The organism is Leifsonia sp. NPDC102414 (assembly GCF_044765685.1).
Lineage (GTDB): Bacteria > Actinomycetota > Actinomycetes > Actinomycetales > Microbacteriaceae > Leifsonia.
On sequence record NZ_JBIWKN010000007.1, the window covers coordinates 46,897 to 70,780 of the forward strand.

Genomic DNA, 23,884 nt, shown 5'->3' on the forward strand with positions numbered 1-23,884 from the left:
TCGGTCTGCGGCACACGTGCGTCCGGCCGGTGCTCTACCGGGTCTTGCCACTCTTCGGGGCAGGTCCGGCCTCCCGGTGCGCGGCCACGCCGGGTGTCGTCGGTGCGGCGCCCTTCGCGGCCTTAGTAGGGCCCACGCTGGGCGACGTCGACCGGGCCGCCGCGGTGTTCACCTTCGGTCCCGGTCCCGCCGGCGTACCGACCGGCTTGCGCAACGCGTCGTTGGCGGCCTGGACCAGGCGCCGCCCCACCGTCGACTGCGAACCCTCCTGCCACGAGGTGTCCTTCGACAGCCGCGCCAGGTGCTCGGCGACCGGCTGACCCTTGCTCTCCATGTCCGCCATCCGCGCGGCGACCAGCGGCCACTGACGCGCCGACACCAAGAGGTCTGCCTCCCGCTCCGCGCCGGGCATCGCCTCGCGCACCATGCGCGCGTACCGCTGGTTCTCCGACGGTGCGATGGACAGTTGCCGAAGGGCCCGCTCCCGGTCCCCCAGGTCGAGATCCTTGGGGATGTCGAGCCCGGTCGTCAGTGGCCCGTACGACAGCGTCGCGTCCCGGCTCGTGGTCGGCACCTCCGCCGCCGCGAGGACCTTGGCGACGGCCACATCGACGCCGACACCCTCCTCGTGCGCGGACGCGAGGATCGCCCTCACGTCGACGCCGCGCTCGTTCAGCGTCGCCATCGTCGCGGCCATCTCCGGCCACGTCTCGGACGACAGGATCGCCTCGCGCACCGGTCCCGCCGGCATCGTCTCGCGCAGCGCCTTCGCCCACTCCTCGGTGCCCTCTCGCTTCACCCTCTCGGCGTTCGCCGCGACCTGGTCCCGCACCGTCACGGCGATCTCGCCGACGCGCGGGAGCATCGTCTCCAGGTCGACCCCGGCACGCCTGAGCGCCATCAACTGCTGGGCGAGCTGGGGCCAGTCCGCACCCCCCAGCATCGCTGCGGCGATGTCGTCCGGCAGGAGCTTCTTCACCTCCTCCGAGGCCTCCGCCGCCGACTTCTCGGCGTCCGGGAGTTCATCCTCCTTCCCGGCCTTCTTCTGCTGCTGACGGCGTACCGCGTCCGCGATGGCCAGGACCAGACGGACCGCCATCACGGAGGTCTGCACCGCCTCGGCGGCGGCCTCCGTGAACGCCTCCCCGGGACGCTCCTCCGGCGTCGGCATCGACATGTTCGCTCCCCTCGTTACCGGGCCCGTCGCGGGCCCTTGCGCTGCTCGTCACCCGGCGGCCGACGTGTCGGTCCGGGCGCCCCCGTCTTGCGCGGCCCACTGCTGCGGCCGGTGCCGCCCGTGGACGTCGGCGACGGGCTCTTGCTGGTGGCCGTCGCCGTCGCACCGCGCTGACGACTCCACCCGTCCAGTCGCCATGTAAGCACTTCGGCGACCGAGTCCGCTGATCCCAATTCCCGTTGGGCGGCGACCGCGGCGAGGACCTCGACCGGGTCGTCCCCCGCCTTCTCGACTGCCGCCAGTCGTGTGCGCAGGGCGGGCCACGCCGGGTCCGCGAGCACCGCACGCGCGTGCCCGGGGACCGCCTCCTGGAGCACGCCCGCCATCGGTCGCTCTCCCGAGACCGCCGGTGTCCGGCGGGCTCCGGAGGGTCGGGCGGCCGTGCGCTTCGGGCGTGGGCGGAACTCGCGTGCCGCGCTCGCGCCGGCGGTCACCTCGACCGCCTCGCGCAGCAGTCGACCGGCCCGCCCGGATGCCTCCGCCTGGGCACGGTGCTCCTGCGCCTGGTGCCAGCGGCGAGAGGCCTCGATCGCGGTCACCAACGCGAGCAGAAACCCGAGCGCGGCGACCGTGTCGCTGCGTCCGGCGGCCGCAGCCGACTGAGACAGCAACTGTGCCGACTCTCGGTAGAGTCCGCGCGCCTGACCCTCCAGCGCACGGTCCCCCGGGACGCGTGCCGCACGCTCGAACTCGTACGCAGCGTCCCGCAGCCGGTCGCGCACCATGCGCGGTGAGATCACCGCGGCGATGACGATGAGGTCGCCAAGCGCGGCGACGTCCCCGGCCCCCTGGTGCAGCCCTCCCGCGCCGAGCTGGTCCGCGGCCGCGCGCACGCGCCGCTCCGCCTCCTGCCACATCTCCGCCGGCGCGACCGTCGGCACGGACACCGACTTCGTCCACCGTTCCCGCACGCGCGGCAGGGACAGATCGGAGGCGAGCCGGGTGCCGGGGAACCAGACCGCGCGCTGCCCGCCGTCGCGGTCACCGGGCATCGCCACGGAGTAGCCGGTGATGTTCCCGTCCGGTGCGACGCGCTTGTTCACTCGGACCCCGGCCGCGGTCAGCCGGGCGAAGAAATCCTCATCACTCGTGGCGGCGGCCGCCGCCTCGCGAACGGTCCGTTGGAGCGTCTCGCGAACCGGCTCCGACAGTCCGCGCCGGACCGCCTTCTCCTGCTCTCCCGTCTTCGGCCACTTCCGCGCGGTCTTGTCGCCGTGCGTCAGCCGACGCAGTCCGAACTCGACCTCGAACTTCCTCGCGGCCGCGTGCATATTCGGGATGTCCTGCCGCAGCCGCGGCTGTCGACCATCCTGTCGAGCCTGCGTCGCGACGATGTGAATGTGGTCGTCGGCGTGCCGGATCGCGACCCACCGGCAGGCCTGGTCATCACCGTGCTTGGCGATGCCGGATGCGTGCATCATCTCGCGGGCGACCCGCGCCCATTCCTCGTCCGTCAGGAGCCTGTCCTCGGGGGCGTTGCGCACCGCGACGTGGTACACGTGCTTGGCCGGTCGCTTGCCGAGCAAGGCGTGCACCGGGGCGTCCATGATGAGCGCCAGGTCGGAGATCGTCATGTGGGGCGAACGCGCCGGGTCCTCGACGTACGGGTCGTCCCAGGAGGCGACCATGTGCGGGTTGGTGTGCTCGTCACGCTTGCCCGGGCCGTACAGGTAGTCCAGCAACCCCTTGGTGTCCGTACCGTCCCGGGCCTTCTTCGGCATCATGGCCGCGGCCGCCGCTCGCGCATCACCTGGAGCGTTGCCTCGTCCAGGCGCTGCACGCTCTTGAGGATCGCGTCCAGGATGGCAGCGAGCTGGGGACCGGGCACCGCGCCGTCGGCGTTCAGGACCTTCGCCATCTGGTTCACGTTGTTGCCGATACGCGAGGCCTGGTTGCGCGCCTGGATCAGCTCGGCAAGGACGTCGCGGGAGTCAGTGGAGACGGGGACGACCTTCTCCTTGGCTACGTCCAGGGCGGCGGCACCGACCCATGAGGCGAGGGCCTGATTGGCGCGGGCGGCGGCCTCGGTCACGATGGCCAGCTCGGTGTCGTTGTACGACACGAGGAAGCGGTTGGTGCGACGGCCTTCGGCTTCGCGCTCACGACGACGCTTCGGCGCACGGCGCCGGCCGTCCGCTGCTGACGGCTCTGCCACGGCAGCCCCCTCTCCAACCCCCCGGTCCGTGCTCGGACCAAAGATCACCGGCCGCCCACAGTAGTGGGCCGAAAGCCGGGGATCACGCTTACTGATATCAGTAAGCACTAACTCGCTTCCGGTGGCTGAGGCCATCCGGAAGCGCACACGGTGCACGTGGCGACCTGTCAAAAGCCCCTATGGCCTGCGGTGATGGGCACGCCCCGCGGCCGCCGTCCGGGCCGTACCAGTACGATCACGGCATGGCGAGTTCACACGACTTCATGCAGAAGATGAGGGAAGCCCAAGCGGCACGCGAGAAGGCCTTCGAGCCGCTGGCGGAGATCCTGGGGAAGCGCGCGGAACTCCAGCGCCAGTTGGCGGAACTGGACGCGCCGTACGGCGAGGCGTTCGTCGCCGCGGAGGCGGCAGGCTGGACAGCCGAGGAGCTGAAGGCGATCGGCGCCGAGGAACCGGTGAAGCGTCCGAAGGGACGGTCGCGCCCCAAGAAGGCCGCGGCGAAGAAGGAGGCGCCGAGGGAGGCGCCGGGCGCCTCCGCACCGCAGTCTGTGGCGGCCACGATCCCCGGGCAGGAAGGCGCCGGGGAGGCCGCCACGATGGCCGCCGGAAGTGTCTCCGGCTGACCACGACGAACGATGAGAAGGGGCCCCGCTGTGCGGGGCCCCTTCGCGTTGTGCACACATTCCCTCCCCGGCCTTTCCAGTGTCCGGCCGGACTCCTCCGCATCAAGGTCGTACGTCCGCTCCTCGCCGCGTCGCTCGTTCCTCCCGACGCACCTGCGGTGCGGGCGCTCCACCTTGACACTCCGTCCCCCGGCCTGCGGAAGGGCCTTGACGGGGAGGGAGGAAAAAGGGTCGGCGCCCCGGGGTTCGGTGGGCGGCTGGGGCTGTCTCGCGAGTGCGGCCGGGAGGGTGGGGCGTTCCAGAATTCTGGAACACGCAACGGTGCCCCGGAACCCTCACGGGTGGGTATCCGGGGCACCGTTTCTCGCCGCTGCCCGCGACGGGGGTGGCGCGGGCAGCGGGGTTCGAGTGCGGGCTACGGCCCGCTGGTACGGCGGGCGCTCATAGGTCGCCCGCCGCGATCATCTCGGCGCGCGTCCGCCGCACGGTGAGCTTGCGCGGCTCCTCCGCCGGCCACTCCGGTCCGCCACCGCGCGGCGCTCGAAGCCAGACGACTCCGCCGCGGATGTCGGTGACGACGGCCCGCTTCTGGCCCTCCATCACCTCGTCGCCGACCGACGGCATGGTCTCGGTCTCGGTCATCGGGTCACCTTCATCTCTGCCCACACACGCTTGCCCCACGGACGCAGTCCGTTGCCCATCAAGTCGTACCCCCACCGGTCCGCCATCTCCTCGACCAGGGCGAGCCCGCGGCCGCCGATGTCCTCCGCTCCGGCCTCGCGCAGCTCCGGCAGACGCCGGGGTTCGCGGTCGACCACGGCCACGTAGACCCGGTCCTCGTTGGGACGGTTGATGATGACGCGAACGCGCTCACCGCGAGCGTGCCGGACCGCGTTGGCAAACAGCTCCGTCAGCAGCAGAGCCGCGCTGTCACACGCTTCGTCCATGTCCCAGGCAGACATGGCCGTACGGGCTAAGCGTCGTGCCTTCAGCGCTGTCTCGGGAGTGCGAGTCATCGTCTCGGCGTAGCCGGGGCATTCCGCCTCGTCCTCGTCGTCGCCGGGGGTGGTGGTCATGTCGGGCATCGCCGGACCTCGGGGGTAGCGGGTTGGTCGAGATACGACCGTAAAAGCCGAAGGGGGTAGCGACAGGTACAGTCGCTACCCCCTTGCGGAGGGGTACAGGTTGTACCCCTAGGCGGCCACGCCGAGTTGACGCGCGAGGCCGCGGGCGTCGTCACGGATGATCGCGCTGCCGCTCTCTGCCAGTTCCGCCGCCGCGCCCCGCGCGAACAGGTTGAAGCACGCAGTCTCCGGGCTCGCCTCGTACGCCTTCTTCAGCAGGTGCACGACCGCCACCGACTCCCCCGCGAGGCTGTACGCGCGGGCTGTCTCGATGATGTGGAAGGACCGGCGGGTGGCGCTCTGCATGGAGCCGAGGTCGATGTGCGTGGCCGCGTCGACCGCCGCGCCGGACCGCACCAGGTCGTTGTTCATGGTGATCGCGTACGCGTCGACCATGCCCCGGCCGAACATCAGCCAGGGGTGTACGTACGCGTCGCCGAGTCGCTTGGCGGCGGTGTCGGCACGGTCCCAGTGCCGTTCGGCGTTGCCCTTCTGGCCGACCTTGGCGAACGACAGGGCGGCGGCCAGGTGCAGCAGACCGCCGAGCGCGATGTCCTCGGGCCCGCGGTCCGGATCGAGTAGCCGGATCGACTTCATGGCCAGGTCGACGCGCGCCTCGTGCCGCTCTCCGGCGTCGCGGAAGACGTGGTTGAGGTACCACGCGCTCGCCGCCATGGCGCGCGGGCTGTCGGCGTCCTGAGCCATCGTCATGGACCGGTCGCCGGTGAGCATCACCAGCTCGGGTGCGGGCTGGAAGCTCAGGTAGAGCTGAGCCAAGTGGTAGCCCTGCGCGAGCAGCACCTGGGACCGTCGCCGGTCGGCTCCTTCGTGGGTGCGGGCCGCGTGCTGGAGGTCGGCGAGCAGGGCGGGCAACACGTTGGCGATGCGGCTGCGGTGGTCGCCGAATCCGTGCCACGCCTGCCACGCGTTCTGTACGCGGGTGGCGAGCGCTGCCGCCGGCGTGGGCTCCTCGTCCCGGGTGAGTAGGTCGTAGGTCGTCAGGGACTCCTTCACTCGCAGCAGTGAAGGGTGGGCGGCCTTGGTGTAGGTGGCGGCCGCGAGTCGTTCGTCGCCGGTGAGGGTGGCGAGATCGTCCACGCCGAGAGACTCCGCGAGGCGCAGGAGTAGCGGCAGGCGTGGCATGCCGAGTCGGTCGTTCTCGATCGCCTTGACCCATTCCGTGCTGCGGCCGACCAGACCGGCGAGTACCGGTCGCGTCTGCCCTTTCCGCTCGCGTTCTCGTCGGACCCGCTGACCGAACGTGAGGGGCGGGCCATTTTCAGCGTCGTGCGTCATGATGGACTCCGTTCTGACGTCGCACTCAGGACGGTACCGGTGCGCGAGCATCCGGGAACCCTGGTCTCCAAGTCGAGTACCCGAAGGGGACCAGAAAGCCCCGGCGGACCGCTGATCTCCAGCGGCCCGCCGGGGCTTCGTCGTGAGGGTGGGTCAGGCTGCGGGGAACAGCTCCAGTTGCTCGATTACCCGGGCTTCGGTGCGCGGAGCGGGCAGTGCCGGGGTGTCGGTGTCGGCGGCCTGGCCGTTCAGCTCGTAGAGCGCAGCCTGGTAGGCGACCGTCGGCTCGTACCAGTCCTCGCCCTGGACGGCGGCGGAGACGGCGGCGCCGATGAAGGGGCTCACCGGGTCGGCGATCATCTGGGCGATGTTGCGTACGCCGCGGGCGTTCTTGCGGGCCGGGATGTAGGTCCACGGGTAGTCCCGGCGGAAGCCGACCAGGGCGCCGAGTTCGGGGGCGGTGATGGTGTGGGTGCCCTCGCCCTGGGGGACGTGCGCGGGGCGGAATTTGATGGCGTACCAGGGGGCGGTGACGCACGGTCCGACGTCGTTGAGCGGGAACGATCCGCCGCCCTTGGGCTTGCCCGTCTCCGGGTTGATGCCGCGCTTGCCTCGGGTGTCGGCCCACCAGTCGTCCGGGAGGTTGAGCGCGGCCGCGACGGTCACCTTCGGCAGGGCGGGGCGGCCCTGGTAGGGGTCGATCCGGCGGTCGAGTTCCGGCGTCCAGTCGGGCAGGGCGCCGGTGCGCTTGAGGACGTGCGCCCACATGGCGCGGGCCGCCTTGTCGCCGTCCTCCTGCTCCGCGTAGCGCGGCCACCCGTAGCGGGTGGCGACCATCCACGCGCGCTCGCGGTGGGTGGCCGCGCCGAAGTCGGCGGCGTCGGCGACCTGCCACGAGCACCAGGCCCACCCGAAGCCCTCGACGCTGGTGATCTCCGACTGGATCGCCTCGGCCAGAGCCGGGCTCTGCTTGAGCAGGTTCGCGCTCTGCTCCATCGTGATGGAGATCAGCGGGGCGCCGATCTGGACCAGGCACATCGGCCAGATCAGCATCTCGGCCATGAGCGCCGTACGGTCGTCGGTCACGACGCTGGCCGCCCACTTCCGGAAGTCCGCAGGGGTCATGCAGGGGGGCAGGTGGCCGCCGCCGCACAGCTCGCCCCAACCGTCGGCGTCAGGGTGGTCCTCCATGCCGTCCAGGACGTCACCGAAGTAGCCGTGCGGGCCGCCGTAGAGGCTGCACAGGTCGTCCACCTCCAGGAATCCGAAGGCCTCGCTCGCCTGCCACATGATGGACTGGAGCTGGGCTACCTCGTCGGAGTCCCACCCGGCGCGCTTGCCCGCGCCGGAGAGTGTCTGGCACGGCGGGGAGCCGTGGACGCGGCTCACGCCCCGCAGGACCGGGTGGCGGGGGTCGAGCGTGCGAACGTCGGCCTCGACCACCCAGTGCCCGGCGGCCCGGGCGGTCGCCGCGGCGTCGCGGTTCCACTCGATCAGCACCCAGTCGCCGCCGTTGTCGACCAGGTTCCGACCGGCGGACATGCCGCCCGGGCCGCCGAACAGTTCGATGCCGCGCTCCGGGTCGCCTTCGGCCCACGGACGGGCCCAGTGCGGCGGGTAGGGAAAGGCGAAGCTGGTGCAGGCCTGGCAGGCGGCGCACTCTCTGCCCGTAGCGCAGACGATGCAGTCGGCGCACGTCCAGCCGTCCCACTCCAGCACCGCCGGCCGGAAGCCATTCGCGTACGGGCGGCCGTCCTCGTCCGTCGCCGGTTCGGGGGCGGCGTCACGCACAGGGGTGCTCACCATGATCGCGTCCTTGATCGTTGAGGGTTCTCGGTGTGGCCCGGAGGCCGGTGCCGGTCGGGATTCCCGCCCCTTCCGACGTAACTAATACTCTCAAGTTTTGGGGTGTGAGTCAACCCCCGACACCCTACAAAACAGCAGGTCAGAGGCTTTTTTGAGGGTGTTTCAGGCACCCTCACCCCTCCCTCGGCGGACGCCATACGGCGGGCCGGTCGGGGGGCTCCCTCCTCGGTCGGGCAGGCGCAGCCGACCGCGGGCCGTGTCGGGGTGCCAGGCTCGCGCTCGCGCGACCGCCGAAGGCGGCTTGGCCTGGCGGCCCGGCGCGGACTGTGGTCCCCTCCGGGGGCCCGTCCGGGGAGGGAGGCACCCGACCCCACCACCGATCACCCACCACGGGCCCGCAGTTCACCGCGCTCCCCCTGCCCCCTCCGAGAGAGGGCCGGGGGTGTGGGGGCGGAGCCCCCGCTGTCTGGACCGGTGCGCGCCGACCGGCCGCGCCACGAACTCACCTCTTAAGAGGTGGGATTGCGCTCCGGGCGGATCGGCGGCGGGTACGGCGACGGCCCGCGCACCCCGCGGGTCACGGGGTGCACGGGCCGGTGCCGGGCGCGGTGCCTACTGCTGGGTCTGCTTGCGGGCCTGGGTGACGACCCGCTTCCAGGTGTCGACGGACTGGCCGTGGCGTTCGGCGAGGGCGGCGGCCACGTCGGCGACCTTCCGGCCGGGCATCGCGGCAAGTGCCTCGGTGGCCAGCCGGACGCGGGCGGCGGACTTCGCCTCGCCGGTCTTGGCGCCGGGGCCGGAGGGGCGCCCGCCCTTGGTGCCGAACCCGCTGACCGGCTTGTCGACCCATGCCCAGAGCTGGGCCCGGGTGCGGTACTCGCGGGTGCGGGTGGCCAGTTGCTCGGTGTGGACCGGGTCCGGCCACTCCGGCGGCGGCTTCTTGGTGTACTGGGTGATCCGGGCCGGGTCGACGCCGAGGACGCGCGCCTGCCCCGCCGGCGGGAGCGGCTCGTCCGGGTCGCCGCTGCGGTCGACGCCGGACAGGTCGCGGGGCCGCTGGCAGTGCTCCTCGAACCAGGTGTCCCACGCTTCGACGTCCCAGTGCATGACGCCGTCGATGTCGCGGGGCTCGGGGTGGCCGTTGGCCTGGCGGTCGCGCCACAGCTTCCACAGCGTGTCCCGGCTGTAGCCGCTGTGCGCGATCAGGTCCTCTCGGCTCGCCCACTGGCGGCCCTCGATCGTCTTCACGGGTGTGCTCCTGGGTGGTGTCGGTCGCAGATACGATGGTGCCTGGTTCGGTTTTGGGCCTGTTGAGGGCCCTCGGTGGCCGGACCGCACGGCCCGGCGGGATTCCCACGCTTTTGCGCCCCGCCGGGCCGCTCGATGTCCGGCTCCGGGCCGGTCAGCTCCGGGCGCGCTCGATGATCTCGCGCAGGCTGATCGACTTCTTGAACTGGTGGCCCATGTCGACCTCGGCCTCGGCGTACTCCTCGAACAGCTCCGGGTTGAGCTGCGCGCTGCGCACGAGGTCGTCAGTGTGCGCGAGCGGGCAGGCCCGGCAGCTCAGGCGCCGCATCCCCATGCGGTACGCCTCGTGGGACACGATGCCGTTCTCCTGGTGGATCTCCCAGACCTGCTCGGTGGTGAGCTGGTGGATCGGAAGCCACGTCGTCACGACGCGCAGCGTGCCCTTGCCGCTCATGCGGTTGCGCTCCAGGACCGGCTTCTTGGCGCGGGCCCTGGACTCCTCGGCGCGCATGCCCATCGCGTACCCGGCACGGACCGGGCGCCCGAGCCGCAGCTCGGCGCCGACCTCGTCCACGTAGTCGCGGCCGACCGCGGTCTTGGTGTCACTCGTGCAGTAGCGCGCGAAGTGACCCGGCCAGTTGCCGTGGGAGAGAATCCGCTGCCACAGCGAGCCCCACAGCTTGCTGCGGCGGACGGCGAAGGGGACGCCGTACTGCTCGGCGTGCGCGCGGGCGACTTCGAGCGCACCGGGCCACTCGACCAGGTGGCCGCGCTCGGTGGTCCCGAGGTCGCAGTGCAGGATGCGGACCTTGTGGAGCTGGCCCGCCTTGTCGGCCCGGGTGCAGACCTCGTGCACCGTGGCCCCGCTGTCCTTGCCGCCGCTGTCGCCGACGATCACGACGTCGTGGGCGTCGAAGTCGAACTCGGCGGACGCCGCGGGCACGGCCGGCGCGACGGCCGGCGCGGCGAACAGTTCCATCTGGGCTGCGGCGCACCCGGCGGCGCACGGCGGGGTGAAGGGCTTCTTCGTCACGGTGGATCTCCTGGTTGAGGTGTTCGGTGTGGTCGCGCCGGGCCCCGGCGGGGGAGCGGGATTCCCGCCCCGCTCCCCCGCCGGACTGGCGCCGGTCACTTGGTCCGGGACGGCGTCACCTGCGGCGCGGCGAGCCACGCGGTGATGGCCTCGACGCAGTCGGCGAACTGGTCGGCGGGGCGCGTCATCAGCTCGCGCTCGGCGCCGGTGCCGTCACCCGCGAGCACGGTCCACTCGTCGCCGGACTGGGGCGCCCGCTCGACGGTGATCTCCTCCTCGTCGGCGTCGCTGTAGAGGTAGAGCACGACGTAGGGCTCGGCGAGCATCCGCGGGAAGCCCTTGCGGGTCTGGTTGTGCCCGATGACCAGCCACGTGTTCCCGGCGTCGTCGTCGCGGTGGACGGTGATGTCCCGCTCGGTGAGGGCGCGGGTCGCGATGGTCTCCGCCGTCTCGGGCTTCTCCGGGGCGTACGGACCTTCCTGGTTCTCGTGCTCGCCGCCGTGCTCCACGATCAGGGCGCGTACGGCCTCGACCGGCACGTCCCCGTACAGCGAGCCGTCGCCGAACTCGCCGCCGGTCAGCCAGATCTCCCAGTCGTCCTCGTTCTCCCAGGCCTCCGTGTCGGGGGCCTCCAGGCCCGGGAACAGGAAGACCTCCGCGACCTCGGCGCCGGGGCCGACGTTGAGGGTGAGCACGTGCCCGTCGGCGAGACGGATGCCGTCGAAGACCCCGTTGGTCCCGCCGGCCGTGAGGCTGTCGAGTCGCGGCGTGCTGATCGTCATGAGGTGATGCCCTTCGGTTCGTTGAGCGTTCTCGGTGTGGCCCGGGGGCCGATGCCGGTCGGGATTCCCGCCCCTTCCGACGTAACTAATACTCTCAAGTTTCGGGGGGCAAGTCAAGCTGATGCGCAGCTCAGACCCCCTCCCGGTCCACCTTTCAGGAGATGGGCCGGGAGGGGCGGCGGGCTGGTCAGTCCTGCGGCAGGCTGAGCCGGTCGGTGATCGGCTCAACGGGGGCGCGGGTCAGCTCGATGACGGGCTGCGCGCTCTCGTCCGGCCCCTCCGTCCCGGCGTCCCACTGCACGCGGCCGTGGTGGGTCGTGTGCCAGCCGGGCAGGTAGATCTCCAGCAGGACGCCGGTCCGGCCCCGGCTGCTGACGCGGTCGCCTGCGGTGAAGCCGAAGGTGCGCCGGTCGTAGGCGACGCTGTCCGGGTCGACGGGGCGGATCAGGTCGCGCGTGGTGCGGAACGTGTCGGTGTCGCCGTCCCACTGGACGGTGAGCGTGCCGTCGGCGTCATCGACCGTGCGGACGGTGCCGCGCTGCTCCCACTGCCGGGCGCCCTTGTAGGGCTCGTAGTGCACGGCCATGCGCTCGACTCGGATGCCGGGCCGGTAGTGGGCCGGGTAGAGCGTCGCGGGCACGATCAGTACCTCGTCCTCGACGTCGACGGCGGACGTCAGTCGGCCGGTGAGGCTGATGGCCCGGGGGCTGCGGGCGTCCTGCTGGGGAAGGGCGCGGTAGCAGACCTCCCCCGGGGCGCCGGTCCATGCCCAGCGGCGGCGGGGCGAGCCGTCGATGTGACCGACGACGAGATCGCCGGGCCGGACGTCCCTGGCGAGCGCGGGCCGGATCAGGCCGGGGTCCAGGTCGGCGGGGAGCGGGCCCATCTCCTCGTCCGTGATCACGACGTGCCAGAAGTCGACGGGGGCAACGGGGTTCATGGCGTCTCCAGTTGAGGGGTGTCGGGGTGAGGCGGCCGGGGTCCGGCCCGGGCCCGGGGTGTCCGGGCCCGGGCGGCGGGGCGTCAGCCCCGGGCGAGCTGGGCGAGGTCGGCGCGCTTGCCGTGCACGGCGAGCACCGCCTCCAGCAGGGCCTGCGCGACGTCCTCGGTGGGGGCCGCGGCGAGGTGGCCGTGCAGGGTCTCCAGCGCGGACACGAGCCGGGCGTCGTCGGCGGTGCGCTCCCCGCCGTCGGGACCGCCGGGGGCGGGGACCGTGAGCGGGCGGCGGGTCACGGCGTGGGTGACGTACTGCCCGAGCTGGACCGGGAAGCCGGTGCCGGGGGTCTGCATGGCCACGACCTCCGCGGCGGCAAGGGCGAGGTCGGCGTCGGTCGGGATGCCGTCGGCGGCCGGGACCTCCTCGTAGAAGGAGAGGGCGACGGTGTCGAGCAGGTCGGCGAGCACCAGCAGCGCGCGGCCGTTCCAGGCGGAGGTGAACAGGGTGCGGCGGCGGGCGATGCCCGCGAGGACGGCGGCGCGGGCGGCGGCGGCGCGGGCCTGCTCGGTCGGCTCGAAGACGGTCATGTCGGGTTCCCTCCAAGGGAGTTGAGGTTCCTCGGTGTGACCCGGGCGGCGGCGGGATTCCCGCCCCGCCGGCGCCCGGGCGGTCTGGTGGCCGGTGGCGCCGGGCCCGGGAGATCCGGGCCCGGCGGTCGGCGGGCTACTTCTGGTAGGCGGGGATCAGCGCGCGGACCTTCTCCTCGCCGATGCATCCGCCGTCGTGGCGGTAGATGCTCGGCGGCTGGCCGTTGCGCCCGCGGTGGTGGCTCCAGTAGCGGACGCCGGACCAGCCGCACAGTTCGCAGTGCAGGTACCACGGGTTGTCCGACCCCGGGAAGCCGCGGAGGACGGCCCGCCAGTGGTGCTCGGTGAGCCCGGCGAACGCGATGCGGGCACCGTCGACGTTGCGCTTGCTGGCGGGCATCCGCGGGTGCAGCAGGGGCACCGGGCCGTTCAGCGGCTTCGGGGCGTCGGCGCGGAGCTGCTCCAGCGCGACGGCGGTGACGCGACCGGCGGCGTACTCCTCGGCGAGGTACGCGGCCGCCATGTCGATGCCCTTCTCGCCCTTGGGCGGGCGGCGAAGGTTGTGCTCGCCCTCGGTGGTGACGACCAGCCAGTCACGGTGCCAGCGGTAGGCCTGCCCGATGACGCGGTCCTCGCCGATGATCACCGGGTAGCGGCACTCGATGTCCGGCTCTCCGATGCGGGTCTTCAGGGTGGCGGTGCTCATGATCGTGCTCCTTGTTGAGGTGGTTCGGTGGCCGGGGCCCGCGAGCGGGCGGGGATTCCCGCCCCCGCCCGCTCGCGGGATGTGGTCAGCTCGGGCTGTCGGTGAACCCGGCGCCGAGGAAGGCCAGTTCGTCGGCGTAGAAGACGTCTTCGAGTTCCTCGAACGTCCGCCGCTCGGCGTGCTCCCGGAGCGCGAGGTGAGCGGCGTGGCCCTGGCTGACGGCCTCGTAGGTGAGGAACTTGATCGGCGACTGCGAGCCGTGGCACGCGGCGTCAAGGTCCTCGCGCTGGAGGTACTGCTCCGTCGGGTCGTCCGAGGCGCGCTGGACCTCCAGCACGTAGCGCCGGGCGGCGTCCCGGAAGACGCGCCAGTCGTAGACACCCTCGTCGTCGGCGAGGACGAAATAGGTCCCGGGCCGCTTGCCGAGATCCACGCTGTACTCGACTCGGTCCATTTCGGGGTTCATGCCACTGACCTTTCGTTGAGCGTTTTCGGTGGGCCCGAAGGCCTGTCGGCCGGGGATTCCCGCCCCCTTTCGACGTAACTAATACTCTCAAGTTTTGGGTCCTAGGTCAACTCCCAACACGCAGAAAACCGCAGGTCAGAAGGGTTTTTTGGCGAGTTTTCCGACGGCGGATCGGCACGGAATTTCCCCCGGCGGACGCCGTACGACGGGCCGGTCGGGGGTGTTCCCTCCGCGGCGGGGCAGGCGCAGCCGACCGCGGGCCGTGTCGGGGTGCCAGGCTCGCGCTCGCGCGACCGCCGAAGGCGGCTTGGCCTGGCGGCCCGGCGCGGGCTGTGGTCCCCTCGGGGGCCCCGTTGCGGAGGGAACACCCCCGACCCCACCACCCCCGACCACCCACGGGCCGCAAGATCAAAACGGCGCCCCCACCCCTCTGTGGAGGGCCCGGGGGTGTGGGGGCGGAGCCCCCGCGTGCCTGAACCCGCACCCACTCCCCCGTCTCCGCCACGAACTCACCGCTTAAGAGGTGAGGCGGCCCGATGGCCGGTCGCGCCGGAGTCCCGGCTGATGCACGAGGCGCGGCGCGGAGCGTCGTTCCTCGAGCAGGAGCATCCCGCCGGCGCCGCCCGCCGTGGACGCCGAAGGGCCCGGCGGACGGATGTCTCGCCGGGCCCCTCGGTCGGGTCGGGTCAGTAGAGCTGCACGCGGGTCAGGACGATGTGCGGCGGGTCGGCGTCGGCGACGATGACGTACTCGGCGATGCCGAGGGAGCCGTCCGAGCCGAGCGGCATACGCCGTTGCTGCGGCCACTTCGCCGATGCGGTGCTGCCCGGCACCTCGCCCCTGGTCTCGTTGATCACGACGGTGGCGGCCACGATCGCGCCGAACACCGCGCCGGACAGGGTCTTGTCCATGAGGAGTTCGGTGACCTCCTCCGACAGCACGCAGGGCAGGCCCTCCGGCTCCTCGTCGTACGGCTCACTCAACGTGCAGGCCCGCCGCGCGTCGGCGCTCGATCAGGTCGGCGACCGCCGTGGTCGACAGCGTCCCGTCCAGCGCGGCCGCGGTGAGCCGGTCCCCGGCCGGGTCGGTGTCGAGCATGGCCTCGCACCACCAGCGACGCAGGACACCCTCCGCCTCCTCGGGCGCGGCGGCCAGCAACTCGCGGTAGAACTCCATGCGGCGCTCGCCCGACAGCGCGGCCGCGATGCCCTCGGCGTTGCGCGGCACCCGCTCCGGCTCGTGCGGGTGAATCGGCTGTGCGGTCATCGCGTGCCCCTTCCGGTCTGCTCCGAGTCTGCCCGCTCGCGGCGGCCGCCGTCGACCGGCTGCGCGGGAACCTCTGCCCGCTCCGCCTCCCACCCGGCGCTGAACGCGCGCCCGGCCTGCGTGATCGCGTCGGCGAGTTCACCGGCCAGCCGGTGAATCGCGCCCGCGTCCGGGTCGCCGATCGACGTCACGGCCAGCACCTCGCGCACCTGGACGTACGCGGAGGAGACACTGAAGGCGCCCGGGCTGCGGGTGCACCCCTTGAAGGTGCCCCGGTCCTGCTGCCCCAGCTCGCGGCGGACCCGCTCCAGTCGGGCAACGTCGACCGTGGGTCGCTCGACACCGCGCTGGGCCTTGATGACGGCGTCCAGGATGCTCCGCATCGCCGGGTAGGCCCCGTTCCAGCGATCGGCGATACCCTGGGCCTGGGACTCGGTGATGAACCTGTTCTGCACTTCGGTGGCGATCATGTCGGATTCCTCTTTCCGCAGGTCAGAAGCCTGTACCGAGGTCACGGGCGCGCGCATAGTGCCCCTGGAAAGCGACGGTGACGGTGCCCGTCGGTCCCTGCCTGTTCTTGCCGATGATCAAGTCCATCTCGCCCGCCCGCTCGTGCTCCTTGTCGTACGCGTCGGGCCGGTGCAGCAGGACGACCGCGTTGGCCTCCGCCTCGATCGCGCCCGACTCGCGCAGGTCGGCCATCATCGGCTTCTTGTCCTCGCGCTTCTCGACCTCCCGGTTGAGCTGGGCGGCCGTGATGACGATGATCCTGAACTCGCCGGCCAGCTCCTTGAGGCCGCGGCTGATCTCGTCCACCTCGCCGGTGCGGTTCTGCCCGTTCTTCCCGGAGGCCTTCATGATCTGGAGGTAGTCCACCACCAGGACGCGCGGGAGCCTGTTCTGCGCCTGGAGCCAGCGCAGCCGGGAGCGGAGCCGGATGATGGTTGCTGCCGGGCCGTCGTCCACGACCAGCGGCGATCCGCCGATCCGAAGCGCGGCATCGTGGATGCGCTGCCGGTCGTCGCCCTGGTACTCGCGGTCCTTGACTCGGTTCAGCGGGACGCGCGCCTCGGCCGCGATGATCCGCTCCATCAACTGGGAGTGGCTCATCTCCATGGACGACATCAGCACCTGGCTGCCGTGCTCGATCGCGACGTGCCGGGCGATGTCGAGCAGCACCACACTCTTGCCGATCGCCGGGCGGGCCGCGATCACGACCAGGTCGCCGGGCTCCATCGGGAGCATGGCCTGAAGGTCCCGGTACGGCAGCGGCAGGCGCTCGGGCGGCGGCGCGTCCATGCTGACGAGGTACTCCTCCAGCATGTCGTCAATCTCGGCGACACGCTCCAGCCCGCCGCCGGCGCCGAGCTGGGCCGCCTCCTGCATCTCGCCCTGGGCCGCGTTCACGATGTCGGCGACGTCGCCCTCACCGGCGTAGCCCATCTGCACGATGCGGGTGCCCGCCTCGATCAGGCGCCGGAGCTTGTACCGCTCGACCACGATCTCGGCGTAATACTCGGCGTTCGCCGCCGTCGGGACCGACTGCACCAGGGTGTGCAGGTAGGACGCGCCGCCGATCCGCTCCAGGTCCCCGGACTTCGCCAGGTGCGCCGCGAGCGTGATCGGGTCGACCGGCTGCCCCTTGCCGTACATCTCCATGATCGCGTCGTAGATCGTGCCGTGCGCCGGGCGGTAGAACGCCGGGTTGGTGATCCCGGTGGCGTGGGCGTCGCCGATCGCGTCCTTCGACAACTGCATGCCGCCGAGCACGCACTGCTCCGCCTCGATGTCGTTCGGCGGGACGCGCTCGAAGGGGACGGTCTCCGGCGCCTCATCGAACAGCGAGCCGCCGCCGTCCTCGGCGCCGTCGTGCTGAGTGGGTACGCTCATGGGTGAACCCCTTCTTGAACTGGGTGATTCGAGCGGCGGCAGGGGCCTTTCCACGGGCTCCCCTGCCGCCGTTGTGCTGCGGAGGGTCTAGGCCAGCACCGACGTCTTGACGTTGGTGGGGTGGCTCGGGTGGCACTCGCACCGGATCAGGCTGCCGTCGTCGGCCTCGCGCATCCGCTGGCCCGGCTGGGCGGGCGGGATGCCGTCGTTGCACTTGCCGCACCAGTCCGGCATCGCGGGACGCTGGCCGGGCAGCGAGGTCTTCGGCGCCACGAACCGCTCCAGGTGGCGCGGCAGGCTGAACCAGTTCCCCCGGCGGCCCATGTCGGCGGCGGCGGCGACCAGGTACTCGGTGTCCACGCCCTCGGCAAGCAGCCGGGCCGCATCCTTGATCATCGCGCCCCGGGCCCGGGCCGGAACACCGTGGCCGTGCTGCTCCCGAGCCGCGATCCAGGCCTCCGCCACCCGCACGTCGTCGTGGGTCTCCGACCCCTCAGCAGCAGCGAAGGGGGTGGTGTCGTTCTCCGGCGAAGCCGACTTCTCCTCTCCTCCCGTCCCCTGCCCCGCCGTTACGGCGGGGTCCGATGGGGCACCCGGGACAGGAGAGAGAGGCTTCTTAGAGAGACTTCTTAGAGGGTGATCATTTCCGCTGGTCAGAGCGAGATCCGTTCCAGAAATCTGGTCTGACGTTCCAGTTTTCTGGAATGCCGATCCAGTTTTCTGGAACGAGGGGCCCTCATCTGCCGTGACCTGGGGCGTTCCAGTTTTCTGGAACGGCTTCCCGTCGGCGTCGACCAGCCGCACCCGGGCGTGGGTCCGGCCGTTCGGCGCGGTCTCGACCTCGGTGAGGTGGGTGGGCGGCTTCGGCGGGTTCTCCCGCCAGTCCGGCCGGTACGCGTCCAGCTTGTCCCAGGCGTTGCGCCACCCGTCATGGGCAGCGTCGGGCGGCAGGTCGTTGACGGTGAAGCCTCGCGTGATGCCCTTGGCGGCCCGATCCTTGCCCTTGAGCTTGGTGATGCCCGCAAGCTCCATCGAGTCCTTGGGGACGACGAGGGCGAGAGTCTCAAGCGTCTTCAGCACCTCGTACATGGCGCTGACCGACATGGGCTTGTCGTTCGGGCCGGGCAGCAGCCAGCACAACTGATCGATCGTCATGCGCCGCATGCCGCTGTGCGGCCGGCGGGAGGCCTCGACCATCATCGACCGCAGCAGGCTGTAGAGCCGGTACGCGGTGTGCGTCATCCCCGGCATCAACATCACGTAGTCGCGGACCTGGGTGTACGACCAGTAGTCCGTGATGTCGCCGGAGAACTCGTAAACCTCCTCGCCGTCCGGTGGAGCGGCGGCGGACAACGCCTTCTGCGGGCGCTTCACGGCGTCACCGCCTCGGCGGTGGGGACCGCAGTGGGCGCGACCGAACGGGTCGGCGCCGCGACGCTGCGTGTCGTGGGGCGGGTGTGGAACATGATGCGGGATCTCCCCTAAGTGGTTTGGGGAGTCGCAGACCGGCAAGTGACGGAAAAGAGACGGTGACCTGGCTCACGCTGCTGCGTGCCGGTCGCTGCTCGTTCTATCCTGTGCGTGGTGACCTCGGGCCTGTGGCAAGGCTCGGGCCCCGGCGTCATCGCCGACCTACGACTCAAGCTGTGGAGGCGGGAGTCGATCTGGGTGGCCGCTCTGCTGGCAGGCAGGGCGGCCATCGGCGTTTCAGGGGGCTCGCGCCGGCCGGAGCGAACCGAGGGCGTAGCCGCCGGTGGTTGTGCTGCGGATGACTGGCCATCCTGCGATCTTGCACCTCTGGCGCCGAAGCCCAGAACGCATTTTCGAGCTGTCGGTGTGTCGCCGCGACGAAGACGGGGACTGAGTTCGAGTCATCGTGGTGCCTTCCTGGTTCCGTTGGTTTCACCGCGGTTGCGGCTACTCGGATCAGTGCGGCGCCGACCACCACAATCGGCTGCCACTCTGCGCAGTTCCTTCCCGGTGTGCTCGGGAGGGGAGCCCTGCGTCTCGCGCATTGTCCTCCCCCGAGGGCTCACTGTGTGGTCAGCCTGCCAAACCCGGTGTGTCGACGGTGCACAGGGGTGCGTCGGGGTGCACAACGAGCGACGAAGGGCGCTGGGCCATCCAGCCCGAAAGGCGATGGGGCGGCGCCTCAGTCCGCACGTGCTCGAACCCTTCGTTCAGGTAGTAGCTCTGCAACTTCGCGTTGTCGCGCCAGACGTCCAGCCGAAGCCACGGGAGCCCTCGATCGCGCGCGACTCCTCCAGCCCAGTCGAGCAGTCGGCCCCCGAGTTGCTGGCCAGCCGCCGAGCGAGCCGTGATGAGCTTCGCGACGTAGACCGCCGACTCGGGGTCGTCGGCCCTCGTCCAGAAGTCCGCATCGGGACGAGCCAGGGTGATGGTCCCCAGCAACTCCCCGCTCGCGTCGGGGACCACCCAGGTGCGCCCCTCGGCGATATCGACCTGCCACTTGGCCAGGGCGCGATCTCGGAAGCCGGGCGAACGCCACTGGTCGATGCCCGCGTTGGCGAGCCACTCCTCGGCTTCGATCCGCAGCTTCATGAGGGCGGTGGAGTCGTCCGGGGAAGCCGGGCGGATGAGCTGTGACAAGGGTCAGTCCTCGATCTCATAGACGAGCGTGTTGAGGTCACCCGGGGCGATGGTGACCATGCAGCGGACGGCCGTTCCAGCCGAGTTGTAGCCAACTCGGACGTGCCGCAGGACGGGGACCGTGCTGCCGGTCGGTAGCCCGAGGCGTACGGCCTGGTCGGCAGTCAGAGTCCACGCGCGCAGCTTGTCGACCTTGCGCGTCTGGGCGTACTGCCTGTCCTTGATGTTCGCGAGGATGCCTCCCGGCATGGTGACGTCCTCTTCGTCCATGAGCGGCGTATCGAACGCGACCTCGGTAGGAAACCAACTGTCGGCGAGCTGAAACGGCTCGCCATCGACGCGGCGGGTTCGCCGGCGGGCGACGACGAAGGTTCCAGGCTCCACGCCAAGCTCCCTCGCGACGTCCGCGGGTGCGCGCTCCACGCTGACCGTGGGGGTGTCCTGACTGGGCACCCGGCCGAGTTCGAGGATCGCGGCCTTCCAGTCGTCTATGCCGTTCTCGACGTCATCACGACGGTTGCCGTGCTCGAACCGGTGCATGGCGAACTCGATCGGCTCGACCCGCCGAACGAAGACGCCCTTCCCCTGCTGGCTGGTGACGCGCCCTTCGGCGCGGAGGATTCCGACGGCCTGCCGAAGAGTCTCGGCGCTCGTCTCGAATTCCGCGACCAGGACGCGAGTTGGCGGTAGCTGGCGCTCAATAGCGCCGTTGTCGATGCGCGAACGCAGGACAGCGGCGATGTCTTTCGCCCCCATCCGCTTCTTTGGCTGGCGGGTTGTCATGCGGAACAGAGTACCCGGCTTGTCTAGTGAAGCTAGCCCGGGTTGGAACTTCTTTGGCCGTCGACTCCATTTTTGCAGGTAGGAGTTGCTTTTCGAGTTGCAGTGACACGCCGTCAGGGCCCTTTTGGGTCTTGGTTGTTGACGGCTTGCCTGGTGAAGGCTTACGGTCTTCCCAGCTTCCCCAGTTAACTAGGGAAGTGGTCGGAAAGGGTGTGCTCGTCATGCCTGCTGACCTGCGTGAACTGCATGAAGCGCACCGCCAGAGCTGGTCTGACCAGCACGGGACCACCGTCAGATGACGGCAGGCCGGGGCGGGGGTGAACGTCACTTGAGAACTGAACAGCGTGCCAAAAGATGAGTAATTGGGCCGGATGGCCGCCGGGCGCTCTCCACGCGAGGGCCGCCTGGCGGCACTCCAAAGGCAGAGGTCATGAGGGGCGTGCCCGACTGGTTCGGGCTCTCCGGAGACAGGGGTTCGAGTCCCCGCTCGCCTACCGCGCCGTCCCCCGTACGGCGCGACCCCCGACACATGAGCACAGGCGTTGCACCGCTCGTGCGTGTCGGGGGTCAACGGATCTACCAGCAAAGGAACCGATCCGCATGACCATCATGCCTGCTGACCTGCCCCTGTCGTCCACCGGGATCGCCGAGGACGTTCAGGACGCGGTCGCCGACGCCTTCCCCCTCTTCGAGTCGGTCCAGAACCTGGCCCGCCTCGGCGTGAGCATCGCCTTCGAGGTGGCGCCCTCGCGCATCGTTGCCACGATCCGGGTCACCGCGGACGCGGTGAAGGTCCTGCCGGCGCTGCTGGAGGAGATCGACGACGCTCGCCCGGGCCAGTTGCCGGACGGGAAGCTCGTCGTCACCGGCTCGATGTGCCAGGGGACGGTCGTCCTCCGGGTGCTGATCCCGCAGGAGTGGGTGACCCCCGAGGAGCTGGCCGTGCTGACCGGCACCGCCGCCACCGACCCCTCCGACCTGCTGTGACCGCCGAGGAAGCGGCGGAGCTGGCCCGCAAAAACGCAGAAACCAACCAACGGTCGGAACACAAGTACGGCAAGGCTGGATTCGTCGCCCTGGTCTGGGGTGGAGAGGTGGTCACCGCATGAACGCCCTGCTCAACAGGCCGAAGAAGAAGGCCGTCCAGAACTTCCACGACCAGCACGGGCCGATGGACGGCTGGTCCGGTGACGACTTCGAGCACCTGCTGGACCTGCTCTTCGCGGTGAACGCCCCCGGGCCGTTGGCCCGGCTCCGGCTGCGGCTGACGCTGCTGATGTGGACCGGCGCGGCGATGCCGTTCTACGCCCTCAGCGAGCTGCTGTGGTCGGGATGGGAGCTGCTCTCGCCGCGACTGAACGCGGTCATGGACCGGCTGGACGACCGCTGCTCGAACATCGAGAGCGCGTGCAGGCAGGCGGGTGACCACGTGCTGGTCGAGTACATCGGCCTGGCCTTCGACGCGATCTCACGCCTGGCCAACTCCGCTGGCCGGATGGCCGCTCGCCTCGTACGGGGCTGACGGACCGAACACCGAGGTGGCCGCCGGGAGGCGGCCACCTGCATGAGAGGAGGTCGGTGTGGGGGCCCGTAGGTCAACCGCCCGCAACACCCGGAATACGACGACGCCGCGCCGCCCGGCCACGGCGGCGGCCCCGCCGCCGAAGCCGGAGGCGCGGGAAGACGGTGAGGCCCTGGCCGCGGATCTCCGTGACCGCGCCGCCGACGTGATCGACGGCGCCCGGTGGACCGCGACTCAGGAAGCGGCGGTGCTGATCCAGGCCGCCAAGGACCAGGTGGAGCAGATCCGCCAGGCGGCGGCCACCGACGCCAAGCGCGTCCTGGTGGAAGCCGCCGAGGAGGTAGAGGAGCGGCTGCGCCGCGCCGAGGGCGACGCGGACACGATCCGCGACAAGGCCCGCACCGACGCGGCCGCCGAGACCGAGGAGGTCATGGCGGACGCCGAGGAGCAGGCGAAGGCCCTGCTCGCCGACGCCGAGAAGCAGGTGAGCGTCGTGCTCGCCGAGGCGGAGGACCGGGCGAACGCCCTGGTGGACCTGCGCCGCACCTCGGCGGAGGCCGCCTACCGCAAGGCCCTGGACGACGCCGCCCGCATCGTCAGTGAGGCGCAGGACCAAGCGGTGGAGATCCGCACGGCGCGGGCCGCCCTCGACTCGGAGCTGGACCTGACCCGCCGGTCGGCCCGGCTCGACCTGGACGAGGAACTGAGCGCGCGCCGCGCGGAGATCGACGCCGAACTCGCCGCGTACCGCGAGGAGGTGGACGCGGCCCGGGCGGAGATCGAGAGCCAGTTCCGTCAGCTCGGCGAACAGCACGAGCGGGAACGGCAGGGTGCGCAGGCTCGGCTCGCCGCCGAGTTCGAGGAGCTGCGCAGGGAGGCGGAGAAGGAAGCCCGGACCGCCGCCGGCGTCGTGCGCAAGGAAGCGGACGCCAAGCTCGCGGAAGCCAACCGCGAGCTGGACGCCGCCCGCGAGGCCCGGCGCGTTGCCGAGAAGCGCGCGGCCAGCCTCAAGCGGACCAGGGACCGGGGGGAGATGGTCAAGCAGGGCAGTATCTGGGTCTCGCTCGCGGCCGTGATCGCCCTGACCGCCTCCGGTGAGTGGGCGTTCGCCAGCATGGTCGGACTCGGCAACACCCCGTTCGGAGACCTCGGGTGGGCGATGCCGGTCGGCCTCGACGTCTACGCGGTCACGGCCTTCCGGATGAAGAAGGACGTGCCCTACGCGCTCGGGCTGATGGCCGCCACCAACATCACGTACCACGTGGCCGACATGACCGGCCACGGCGTGACGGTGGTCGACGGCAAGCAGCACCCGAGCATCGGCCTCATCGTCGTCGCGGTCCTCGTCGTCGTCGCCATCGTCTGGCGCGTCCACCGTCTCCTGGAGAACGACCACGAGGAGAAGGGGACGGCGCCCGCCGAGCCCGCGGCCGACCCGTCCGCCGGACGGGGCGAGCCGGACCGTACGGCCGACCCGAACCCGGACCGTACGGACCCCGGCCGTACGGACCGTACGGCAGGCCGTACGGGCGCACCCCGTACGGACCGTACGGCGGCCCGTACGGAGAAGCCCCGTACGGGCCGTACGCCCGCCCCCCGTACGGGCGGCCGTACGGCTGCTGCCCGTACGGACGAAGAGGCGATCAAGATCCTGCGCGACCTTCCCACGGACGGTGGCTACGTCACCGTCAACGCCGCCCGTACGGCCGTCGGCTGCAACCGCGACAGGGCCGTCCGGCTGCTGGACGAAGCGGGGCTCCTGAGCCCCGCGGACCGCACCAAGCACCTCGCCGCTCGCTGACCCGCGCGGCGC

25 protein-coding genes and 1 pseudogene are annotated in these 23,884 nt (G+C 71.1%); 6 read left to right on the top strand and 20 right to left on the bottom strand.

All coding sequences use genetic code 11. The features are described from left to right. Nucleotides 1-42: 42 nt before the first annotated feature. Nucleotides 43-126 (top strand): annotated as a pseudogene (locus ACIRCZ_RS19240) (hypothetical protein); the annotation flags it as partial. A gap of 1,065 nt (nucleotides 127-1,191) precedes the next feature. Here ACIRCZ_RS19240 and ACIRCZ_RS19245 read toward each other — a convergent pair. Together ACIRCZ_RS19245 and mobC are read right to left on the bottom strand one after the other, a co-directional pair. Then, entirely contained in the window at nucleotides 1,192-2,961 is a 1,770-nt protein-coding gene (locus tag ACIRCZ_RS19245; protein WP_402856195.1) for a relaxase/mobilization nuclease domain-containing protein, read from the bottom strand. After that, entirely contained in the window at nucleotides 2,958-3,392 is a 435-nt protein-coding gene (gene mobC, locus ACIRCZ_RS19250) for a plasmid mobilization relaxosome protein MobC (protein ID WP_402856198.1), read from the bottom strand. The genes ACIRCZ_RS19245 and mobC overlap by 4 nt, the downstream gene beginning before the upstream one ends. 242 nt (nucleotides 3,393-3,634) lie before the next feature. Between mobC and ACIRCZ_RS19255 the strand changes: the two genes are divergently transcribed. Further along, nucleotides 3,635-4,015, top strand: a complete 381-nt coding sequence (locus tag ACIRCZ_RS19255; protein WP_402856201.1) for a hypothetical protein — start codon at nucleotides 3,635-3,637, stop codon at nucleotides 4,013-4,015. 441 nt (nucleotides 4,016-4,456) lie between these two features. Here ACIRCZ_RS19255 and ACIRCZ_RS19260 read toward each other — a convergent pair whose 3' ends face one another. The 18 genes from ACIRCZ_RS19260 to ACIRCZ_RS19345 all read right to left on the bottom strand — a co-directional run bounded on the left by ACIRCZ_RS19260 (nucleotide 4,457) and on the right by ACIRCZ_RS19345 (nucleotide 20,549). Continuing rightward, nucleotides 4,457-4,657 (bottom strand): hypothetical protein, encoded by a 201-nt coding sequence (locus ACIRCZ_RS19260; protein WP_402856204.1) that lies wholly within the window; start codon nucleotides 4,655-4,657, stop codon nucleotides 4,457-4,459. Further along, a complete protein-coding gene (locus tag ACIRCZ_RS19265; RefSeq protein WP_402856207.1) occupies nucleotides 4,654-5,100 on the bottom strand; it encodes an ATP-binding protein in 447 nt (148 codons plus the stop codon). The genes ACIRCZ_RS19260 and ACIRCZ_RS19265 overlap by 4 nt, the downstream gene beginning before the upstream one ends. Nucleotides 5,101-5,208: 108 nt before the next feature. After that, nucleotides 5,209-6,435, bottom strand: a complete 1,227-nt coding sequence (locus ACIRCZ_RS19270; protein WP_402856209.1) for a multiprotein-bridging factor 1 family protein — start codon at nucleotides 6,433-6,435, stop codon at nucleotides 5,209-5,211. A 153-nt stretch (nucleotides 6,436-6,588) separates the two neighbouring features. Beyond that, nucleotides 6,589-8,241, bottom strand: coding sequence for a DNA cytosine methyltransferase (locus ACIRCZ_RS19275; protein ID WP_402856211.1), 1,653 nt, complete (start codon nucleotides 8,239-8,241; stop codon nucleotides 6,589-6,591). Nucleotides 8,242-8,853: 612 nt separating this feature from the next. Beyond that, a complete protein-coding gene (locus tag ACIRCZ_RS19280) occupies nucleotides 8,854-9,489 on the bottom strand; it encodes a hypothetical protein (RefSeq protein WP_402856213.1) in 636 nt (211 codons plus the stop codon). Between the two features lie 154 nt (nucleotides 9,490-9,643). Beyond that, nucleotides 9,644-10,522: a phosphoadenosine phosphosulfate reductase family protein gene (locus ACIRCZ_RS19285; protein ID WP_402856215.1), complete on the bottom strand. Its 879-nt coding sequence runs from the start codon at nucleotides 10,520-10,522 to the stop codon at nucleotides 9,644-9,646. A 95-nt stretch (nucleotides 10,523-10,617) separates the two neighbouring features. Then, nucleotides 10,618-11,304, bottom strand: a complete 687-nt coding sequence (locus ACIRCZ_RS19290; protein ID WP_402856218.1) for a hypothetical protein — start codon at nucleotides 11,302-11,304, stop codon at nucleotides 10,618-10,620. A 187-nt stretch (nucleotides 11,305-11,491) separates the two neighbouring features. Further along, nucleotides 11,492-12,244 carry a hypothetical protein gene (locus ACIRCZ_RS19295; RefSeq protein ID WP_402856221.1) on the bottom strand — a complete coding sequence of 251 codons (753 nt, stop codon included), beginning with the start codon at nucleotides 12,242-12,244 and terminating at the stop codon, nucleotides 11,492-11,494. A gap of 83 nt (nucleotides 12,245-12,327) precedes the next feature. Continuing rightward, nucleotides 12,328-12,828 (bottom strand): hypothetical protein, encoded by a 501-nt coding sequence (locus ACIRCZ_RS19300; RefSeq protein ID WP_402856224.1) that lies wholly within the window; start codon nucleotides 12,826-12,828, stop codon nucleotides 12,328-12,330. Between the two features lie 136 nt (nucleotides 12,829-12,964). Continuing rightward, nucleotides 12,965-13,534: a hypothetical protein gene (locus ACIRCZ_RS19305; RefSeq protein ID WP_402856226.1), complete on the bottom strand. Its 570-nt coding sequence runs from the start codon at nucleotides 13,532-13,534 to the stop codon at nucleotides 12,965-12,967. Between the two features lie 85 nt (nucleotides 13,535-13,619). After that, nucleotides 13,620-14,000 (bottom strand): hypothetical protein, encoded by a 381-nt coding sequence (locus ACIRCZ_RS19310; RefSeq protein WP_402856229.1) that lies wholly within the window; start codon nucleotides 13,998-14,000, stop codon nucleotides 13,620-13,622. Between the two features lie 686 nt (nucleotides 14,001-14,686). Beyond that, complete coding sequence (locus ACIRCZ_RS19315) at nucleotides 14,687-14,983, bottom strand: hypothetical protein (protein ID WP_402856232.1); 297 nt, start codon at nucleotides 14,981-14,983, stop codon at nucleotides 14,687-14,689. Next, on the bottom strand, nucleotides 14,976-15,266 hold the full coding sequence (locus ACIRCZ_RS19320) for a hypothetical protein (RefSeq protein ID WP_402856235.1): 291 nt from the start codon (nucleotides 15,264-15,266) through the stop codon (nucleotides 14,976-14,978). The genes ACIRCZ_RS19315 and ACIRCZ_RS19320 overlap by 8 nt, the downstream gene beginning before the upstream one ends. Then, nucleotides 15,263-15,736: a hypothetical protein gene (locus ACIRCZ_RS19325; protein WP_402856238.1), complete on the bottom strand. Its 474-nt coding sequence runs from the start codon at nucleotides 15,734-15,736 to the stop codon at nucleotides 15,263-15,265. The genes ACIRCZ_RS19320 and ACIRCZ_RS19325 overlap by 4 nt, the downstream gene beginning before the upstream one ends. A gap of 22 nt (nucleotides 15,737-15,758) precedes the next feature. Further along, nucleotides 15,759-17,156, bottom strand: a complete 1,398-nt coding sequence (gene dnaB, locus ACIRCZ_RS19330; RefSeq protein WP_402856241.1) for a replicative DNA helicase — start codon at nucleotides 17,154-17,156, stop codon at nucleotides 15,759-15,761. Between the two features lie 87 nt (nucleotides 17,157-17,243). After that, on the bottom strand, nucleotides 17,244-18,530 hold the full coding sequence (locus tag ACIRCZ_RS19335) for a hypothetical protein (RefSeq protein WP_402856244.1): 1,287 nt from the start codon (nucleotides 18,528-18,530) through the stop codon (nucleotides 17,244-17,246). 669 nt (nucleotides 18,531-19,199) lie between these two features. Continuing rightward, nucleotides 19,200-19,766: a GNAT family N-acetyltransferase gene (locus ACIRCZ_RS19340; protein WP_402856247.1), complete on the bottom strand. Its 567-nt coding sequence runs from the start codon at nucleotides 19,764-19,766 to the stop codon at nucleotides 19,200-19,202. A gap of 3 nt (nucleotides 19,767-19,769) precedes the next feature. Then, the gene (locus ACIRCZ_RS19345; protein WP_402856250.1) at nucleotides 19,770-20,549 is read right to left on the bottom strand and encodes a GntR family transcriptional regulator; all 780 of its coding nucleotides are present in this window, start codon (nucleotides 20,547-20,549) and stop codon (nucleotides 19,770-19,772) included. 600 nt (nucleotides 20,550-21,149) lie between these two features. Here ACIRCZ_RS19345 and ACIRCZ_RS19350 point away from each other — a divergent pair. Genes ACIRCZ_RS19350 through ACIRCZ_RS19365 form a run of 4 tightly spaced genes read left to right on the top strand, consistent with a single transcriptional unit; the run spans nucleotide 21,150 to nucleotide 23,872 of the window. Continuing rightward, complete coding sequence (locus ACIRCZ_RS19350; RefSeq protein ID WP_402856253.1) at nucleotides 21,150-21,536, top strand: hypothetical protein; 387 nt, start codon at nucleotides 21,150-21,152, stop codon at nucleotides 21,534-21,536. Then, the gene (locus tag ACIRCZ_RS19355) at nucleotides 21,533-21,658 is read left to right on the top strand and encodes a hypothetical protein (protein WP_402856256.1); all 126 of its coding nucleotides are present in this window, start codon (nucleotides 21,533-21,535) and stop codon (nucleotides 21,656-21,658) included. Before ACIRCZ_RS19350 ends, ACIRCZ_RS19355 begins: the two co-directional genes overlap by 4 nt. Continuing rightward, nucleotides 21,655-22,071 (top strand): hypothetical protein, encoded by a 417-nt coding sequence (locus ACIRCZ_RS19360; protein ID WP_402856260.1) that lies wholly within the window; start codon nucleotides 21,655-21,657, stop codon nucleotides 22,069-22,071. Before ACIRCZ_RS19355 ends, ACIRCZ_RS19360 begins: the two co-directional genes overlap by 4 nt. A gap of 58 nt (nucleotides 22,072-22,129) precedes the next feature. Next, nucleotides 22,130-23,872 (top strand): hypothetical protein, encoded by a 1,743-nt coding sequence (locus ACIRCZ_RS19365; RefSeq protein WP_402856263.1) that lies wholly within the window; start codon nucleotides 22,130-22,132, stop codon nucleotides 23,870-23,872. The last annotated feature ends 12 nt before the right edge of the window (nucleotides 23,873-23,884 follow it).